The sequence below is a fragment of the Nonomuraea longispora genome (assembly GCF_004348345.1).
GTDB lineage: Bacteria > Actinomycetota > Actinomycetes > Streptosporangiales > Streptosporangiaceae > Nonomuraea > Nonomuraea longispora.
Genome location: NZ_SMJZ01000321.1, coordinates 1 through 6,181 on the forward strand (window position 1 = coordinate 1; position 6,181 = coordinate 6,181).

5 protein-coding genes are annotated in these 6,181 nt (G+C 71.4%); 2 read left to right on the forward strand and 3 right to left on the reverse strand.

The window, feature by feature from the left end; translation table 11 throughout:
* Positions 1–285: hypothetical protein (locus E1267_RS41985; RefSeq protein ID WP_132341626.1), on the reverse strand; the 285-nt coding region annotated here is incomplete at its 3' end.
* 401 nt (positions 286–686) lie between these two features.
* Here E1267_RS41985 and E1267_RS41990 point away from each other — a divergent pair.
* The gene (locus E1267_RS41990; RefSeq protein ID WP_132341628.1) at positions 687–1,628 is read left to right on the forward strand and encodes a methionyl-tRNA formyltransferase; all 942 of its coding nucleotides are present in this window, start codon (positions 687–689) and stop codon (positions 1,626–1,628) included.
* Here E1267_RS41990 and panD read toward each other — a convergent pair.
* The gene (gene panD / locus E1267_RS41995) at positions 1,615–2,022 is read right to left on the reverse strand and encodes an aspartate 1-decarboxylase (RefSeq protein WP_132341630.1); all 408 of its coding nucleotides are present in this window, start codon (positions 2,020–2,022) and stop codon (positions 1,615–1,617) included. The two genes, E1267_RS41990 and panD, sit on opposite strands and share 14 nt — an antisense overlap.
* Positions 2,023–2,138: 116 nt before the next feature.
* Between panD and E1267_RS42000 the strand changes: the two genes are divergently transcribed.
* Positions 2,139–3,104 (forward strand): ABC transporter substrate-binding protein, encoded by a 966-nt coding sequence (locus E1267_RS42000; protein ID WP_220449930.1) that lies wholly within the window; start codon positions 2,139–2,141, stop codon positions 3,102–3,104.
* Here E1267_RS42000 and E1267_RS42005 read toward each other — a convergent pair.
* On the reverse strand, positions 3,097–6,181 hold a 3,085-nt coding region (locus E1267_RS42005), incomplete at its 5' end, for a non-ribosomal peptide synthetase (RefSeq protein WP_132341634.1). The genes E1267_RS42000 and E1267_RS42005 overlap by 8 nt on opposite strands.

Below are 6,181 nucleotides of genomic sequence, written 5' to 3' on the forward strand. Positions count from 1 at the left end.
GTAGTTGGCGGCGGAGTACTTCAGGTTGCTCCCGCCGTTGCGCAGGGCGCTGGACCGCCGGTACATGGTGTCGGACAGGTCGCGGAAGAACTGGTTGTAGCCGCCGGCGAGTTCCGCCGCGCCGTCCTGGATCAGGGCGTACGAGTTGACGTCGCCCTTCGCGTGCGTGACGAACTCCCTGCGGATCAGGCCGAGTGTTTCGCCCGCGTCCTGGCTTCTCATGCCGGCCCGCTTGAGATGCTCAAGTCCTTCGGGGCCGGCGTAGCTGAAACCACTACTGGCCATGCACTTCCTCATTCACTTGACGATGTGGCCGCTCGACGGGATCACCGCCGCGGTCTCGTGCCGGCACGCCGTGGCCCGTGGATCCGGATCCTGTGGGATCGGTCGCCCGATGTGTGAACGACACGGCAACCTCCGCCTCTCGATCAGTGAGGCGAAACAAGCCTGGCCTGGGGCGCCGAGACCCGATGCCAGCTGACGGCTTCGTTCGAAGGAGCGGCTTGTTTGGCCCGTAACCTGCTAGACATTAGTTGATCAGCAAATCTTCGGTCAACTGGGGTTTTACCACCCAACGTCGGTCATTTTCGCCATGCCAAAACGGGCCGGTAGCCAGCAGATCACCCTCCTCGCGACCAGATATTTAGGTTAGGCTCACCTAATTGGCTTATCCACAGGAGGCGCACATGCGGGTTGCGATGTTCGGCTACCAGACTTGGGGACACCGTACGTTGCAGGCACTGCTGGAATCCGGCCACGAGGTGGTGCTCGCCGTGACGCACCCCAGGAGCGAGCACGCCTACGAGAAGATCTGGGACGACTCCGTGGCCGACCTGGCGGCCGGGCACGGCGTCCCCGTGCTGCTGCGCTCCAGGCCGGACGACGAGCTGGTCACCGCGCTCAAGGAGGCCGAGCCGGACATCATCGTCGCCAACAACTGGCGCACCTGGATCCCGCCGGAGATCTTCCGGCTGCCCCGCCACGGCACGCTGAACGTGCACGACTCCCTGCTGCCCGCCTACGCCGGCTTCTCGCCGCTGATCTGGGCGCTGATCAACGGTGAGGAGGAGGTGGGCGTCACCGCCCACCTGATGGACGAGGAGTTGGACGCCGGCGACATCGTGCTGCAGCGGGCCGTACGCGTCGGCCCTTCCGACACGGCCACGGACCTGTTCCACCGGACCGTCGCCCTGATCGGGCCGATCGTGCGGGACGCGCTCACGCTCATCGAGAGCGGCCGGGCGGCACCGGTTCCCCAGGACCGATCGAGGGCCAGTTTCTTCCACAAACGGTCCGTCGAGGACAGCCGCATCGTCTGGAGCTGGCCGGCGCGGGACATCGAGCGGCTGGTACGCGCCCAGTCCGACCCGTACCCGAACGCTTTCACGTTCTACCGGGGTGAGCGCATCCGCGTGCTGAAGGCGTCGGTGTCGAAGGGCCGGTACGGAGGGACCCCCGGCCGGGTGTTCATCCACGAGGGCGACGGAGTCGTCATCGTCGCCGGCCCGGAGGCCCGCAGGGGGCGCGGCCACGGGCTGGTGATCGAGCAGGTCCGCACGGAGTCGGGCGCGGACCTGCCCGCCACGGAGTTCTTCCGCACGATGGGCGGTTACCTCACCGACCGGTGACCTGGGCGGACGAGCCCGGGGCCGGGGCGGCCAGGTCCGCCCCGAGGCCGACGATCCGGTTGCGCCCGTCGACGTGCACCACCAAGGGGACGTACGAGGCCGCCTCGTCGTCGGCCACGTGCCGGAAGGACATGATGATAACGAGGTCTCCGGGAGACACGAGGTGGGCGGCGGCCCCGTTGATGCCGATGACGCCCGAACCGGCCTCTCCTTCGATGGCGTACGTGACCAGCCGTGAGCCGTTGGCGATGTCGACGACGTGGACCTGCTCCCCCTCGATGAGCCCGGCCGCGTCCATGAGGTCCTTGTCGATGGTGATGGACCCGACGTAGTGGAGGTCGGCCTGTGTCACGGTGGCCCTGTGGATCTTCCCGCCGAGCAGGATGCGCTGCATCTTCAGCTCCCATGATCAATGTTAGGTAATGCTATCCTAAGTTGCATCCCATCGCCTGGCCAGAAGGACCACAGATGATCAGTTTCCGCACGCTTCGGCGAACCTTAGTCAGCACTGTGTTAGGGGTCCTCCTGGCGGCCTCGCTGATCTCCTGTTCCGGCACGCAGGCCGAAGCCCCGCAGGCCGCCGCGCCGGCCGACCCCGCGTTCCCCGTCACCATCGACCACAAGTTCGGCAGCACCACGATCGAGTCCCGGCCGTCCCGGGTCGTCACCGTCGGATGGAACGACCAGGACTTCGCGCTCGCGCTGGGCGTGGTGCCGGTCAGCACGCGCGCGTGGTTCGACGAGTACACGAACTTCCCCTGGGTCAAGGCGGCGCTGGGCGGCAGGAAGCTCTCCACGTTCTCGGCCGAGCTGAACTTCGAGGCCATCATCAAGCAGCGGCCCGATCTGATCATCGCCATCTACGAGACCGTCAACAAGGAGACGTACGACAAGCTCTCCCAGATCGCGCCGACGGTGATCCAGTCGGGCGACTACGCCGACGAGCAGACCCCGTGGGACGTCCAGACGCTCACCACGGGCAGGGCGCTCGGCAAGCCGGCCGAGGCGCGGGCGCTCGTCGACAAGGTCAACGCGAAGATCGCCGAGGCGAAGGAGGCGCATCCCGAGTTCGCCGGGAAGGTCCTCGTGGTGGACTTCGGGCCGGAGAACGGGCAGCACTGGCTGATCCCGGCCCGCGACCCGCGCCGCGCGCTGTTCGACGCGCTCGGCTTCGCCGCCCAGAGCGAGTCGGAGGAGATCAGCGAGGAGCGGCTCGACCTGATCGACCGGGACGTGTTGTTCGTCAACGGCGCGACCAGGGCCACGATGGTGAAGTCGCCGGTCTTCTCCCGGCTGAAGGTGGTCAGGACCGACCGCACGATCTACACGGACTTCTCCACCCCGCTCGGCGGCGCGCTGTCCTACAGCGGGCCTGACGCGCTGCTCTACGCTCTCGACGTGCTCGTGCCGCAGCTCGCCAACGCCGCCGACATGGACCCCTCGACCCCCGTCAAGGACCTGTCCGCCATCACATGAGACGGGCCAGCAGCGGCCCGAGGATCTCCAGGGTGCCGGCGTCCAGCAGCTCCGAATGCCGGCACCCGATCTCGGCCACGCGCAGTTCCCCCGCCACGTAGGGGCGCCACCGCTTCGAGGCCGCGCCGGCGAACCCCTGCTCGGGCACGGTCGCGTCGACGAAGAGCACGTCTCCGGGATAGACGTCGTACCGGGCCCGCGCCATCATGCGGTCGCCGGCCAGGTAGCTCTCCACGACCCGCTCGATCTGCTCGTCCTCCAGCGCCGCGACGCCGTCGCCCATGGAGCGCAGGAAGGCGACGGCGTCCGCGGCGGACATGCGCGCGTCCGGCACCCGGTAGCCCATCTCGGCCAGCAGCGCGGCGACGTCGGCCGCGCCGCCGCTCACCTCCACCGGCGTGTCGAGCATGCCGAGGAGGCGGATGTCGCGGCCCTCCGCCGCCAGCCGCACCGCCACCTTGTGCGCGACCGCGCCGCCGAACGACCATCCGAGCAGGGCGAGCGGCCCTCCGGGAGCCACACCGGCGATGAGGCCCGCGTACTCGGCGGCGAGATCGTCCATGGTCGCGGGCAGGCCGCTGTCGCGGCTCAGCCGGGGCGACTGCAGCCCGTACAGGGGGACGCCGTCGGGCAGGTAGCGCTTGAGCGGGGCGAAGGGCCAGCTCAGCCCGCCGGCGGGCGGGAAGCAGAACAGCGGCGTCCGGGTGCCGTCGCCCGGCCGCAGGGTCAGCAGTTCGGCCATGGCGTCGGCCACGGGCACGCCGCCGCTGATCCGTCTGGCCAGGGCGGCGGCGGTGGGGGCGGCGAACAGGTCCGCCACCGGAAGGTCCGCGCCCAGCCGGGCACGCAGGGCGGCGGCCAGGCGGACGAGCAGCAGCGAGTGGCCGCCGAGGGCGAAGAAGTCGTCATCCACGCCGACAGGCCCGGTGCCCAGCACCTCCCCCAGGACCGCGCAGACGGCCGCCTCGGTACGTGTGCGCGGCTCGGCGCCGCCCGCCGTCTGCGTGAGGTCCGCCTCGGGCAGGGCGGCGCGGTCCACCTTGCCGTTCGGGGTGAGCGGCAGCTCGTCGAGGACGACGACGGCGGAGGGAACCATCCATGAGGGCAGCCGCCCCGCGAGGTGGTCGCGCAGCGCGGGCGCGGGCGCGGTGACGTAGGCGACGAGCCGGTCCTGCCGGGCGACGACCGCGACCTGCGACACGCCGGGGCAGGTGGCCGCGACCGCCTCGATCTCGCCCGGCTCGACGCGGTGGCCGCGCACCTTGACCTGGTGGTCGGCCCGGCCGAGGAACTCCAGCTCGCCGCCGCCGTTCCAGCGGGCCAGGTCGCCGGTGCGGTACATGCGCCCGCCGGTGAACGGGTCGGCGACGAACCTGGACGCGGTCAGGCCGGGGCGGCGCAGATAGCCGCGGGTGACCTGGGCGCCGCCGAGATACAGCTCGCCGGCGACGCCTGGAGGCGCCGGGCGCAGCGCCGTGTCCAGCACGTACGCGGTCGTTCCCGGCAGGGGCCGTCCGAGCGTGGGAGGCTCGTCCCCGCGGACCGCCGCGGCGGTGGCCCACACGGTCACCTCGGTCGGGCCGTACAGATTCGTCACGGACACGGCGCGCGCGCTCAGGTCGCGGGCCAGGGAGGGCGGCAGCGCCTCGCCGCCGGCCAGGACGCGCACGCCGCGCAGCTCGGCCTCGGGCGGCAGGGTCGACCACAACGACGGCGTGGCCTGCATGACGCTGACGCGTTCCCTGCGCAGCAGCCCGGCCAGCATGTGCGGGTCGCGCACCTCCGCGTCGGAGGCCAGCACCACGCAGCCTCCCGCCGTCAGCGGCCCCATCAGCTCCAGGACGGAGATGTCGAAGGAGAGCGTCGTCACGGCGAGCAGCCGCTCGCCCGGCCCGGCCACCGGCAGCGCGGCGAGGAAACACTCCAGGTCGCGCTGGGTCACGACCACGCCCTTCGGGCGGCCGGTGGAGCCGGAGGTGTAGATGACGTACGCGGCCGAACGAGGGTCGCGCGGCGGCGGGACGAAGGAGGCGGGCACACCGGAGGGCGTGATGCCCTCGGGGAAGAGCTCGCGGGTGCGCTCGTCCACCACGATCGCGACCGGTCGCGCGTCGGCCACCATGAAGCGCAGCCGCTCGGCGGGGAACGCGGGGTCGAGAGGAAGGTAGGCGGCCCCCGCCTTGGCCACACCGAGCACGGCCACCAGCAGCGCGGCCGAGCGTGGCAGGGCGATCCCGACGAGGTCCTCGGGTCCGAGGCCGCCGAGCCGGGCGGCGAAGGCGTCGGAGGCGGCGTCGAGTTCGGCGTAGCTCATCGTCTCGCCGGCGAAGACGCAGGCGTCCGCGTCGGGGGTGAGCCGGGCCTGGGCGGAGAAACGTTCGTACCACGGCTGCCCGCCCGTCCGCGGCGGACCGCCGTCCTGCCATCGGGCGAGGTCGGCGCGGTCGTGCCCGGCGAGCACGCGAGCCTCCCCGACCGGCCGGTCCGGCCGGTCGGCGACCTCGCCGAGCAGCACGAGGAGACGGTCGACGAGCCGCCGCGCCGTCGCGGGGCGGAACCGGCCGGCGTCGTATTCGAGGATCACCTCGAAGGGCTCACCGTCGACGAAGGTGACGTTGAGGTCCACCTTCGGATCGGCGGCGACCGCGGGCGCCTCCCCCACCGGCAGGCCGAGCACCGTGCCGCGGCCGGCGGGCCGGCGCAGATAGCCGAGCATCACCTGGAACAGCGGGTTGCGGCCCTGCGCGCGCGCCGGGTTGACCGCCTCGACAACCTGCTGGAAGGGCAGGTTCGCGTGCTCGAACGCGGCCAGGTCGCTCTCGCGCACCCGGCGCAGCAGCTCGGTGAACGTGGGCGCGCCGGACAGGTCCGTACGCAGCACGACGGTGTTGACGAAGAACCCGACGAGGTCGTCCAGCACGGGATCGGCGCGGCCCGAGGCCGGGGTGCCGATCGGGATGTCGTCCCCGGCTCCGAGGCGGGACAGCAGGGTGGCCAGCGCCGCGTGCAGCACCATGAACAGGCTGGCCGACTCGGTCCGTCCCAGCTCGCGCAGCGCCCCGACCAGGTCGGGGCGC

What these genes read in the sequence shown, in the direction of transcription:
- E1267_RS41990 (WP_132341628.1), top strand. Translation starts at nt 687, where the DNA reads ATGCGGGTTGCGATGTTCGGCTACCAGACTTGGGGACACCGTACGTTG.
- panD (WP_132341630.1), bottom strand. Translation starts at nt 2,022, where the DNA reads ATGCAGCGCATCCTGCTCGGCGGGAAGATCCACAGGGCCACCGTGACA.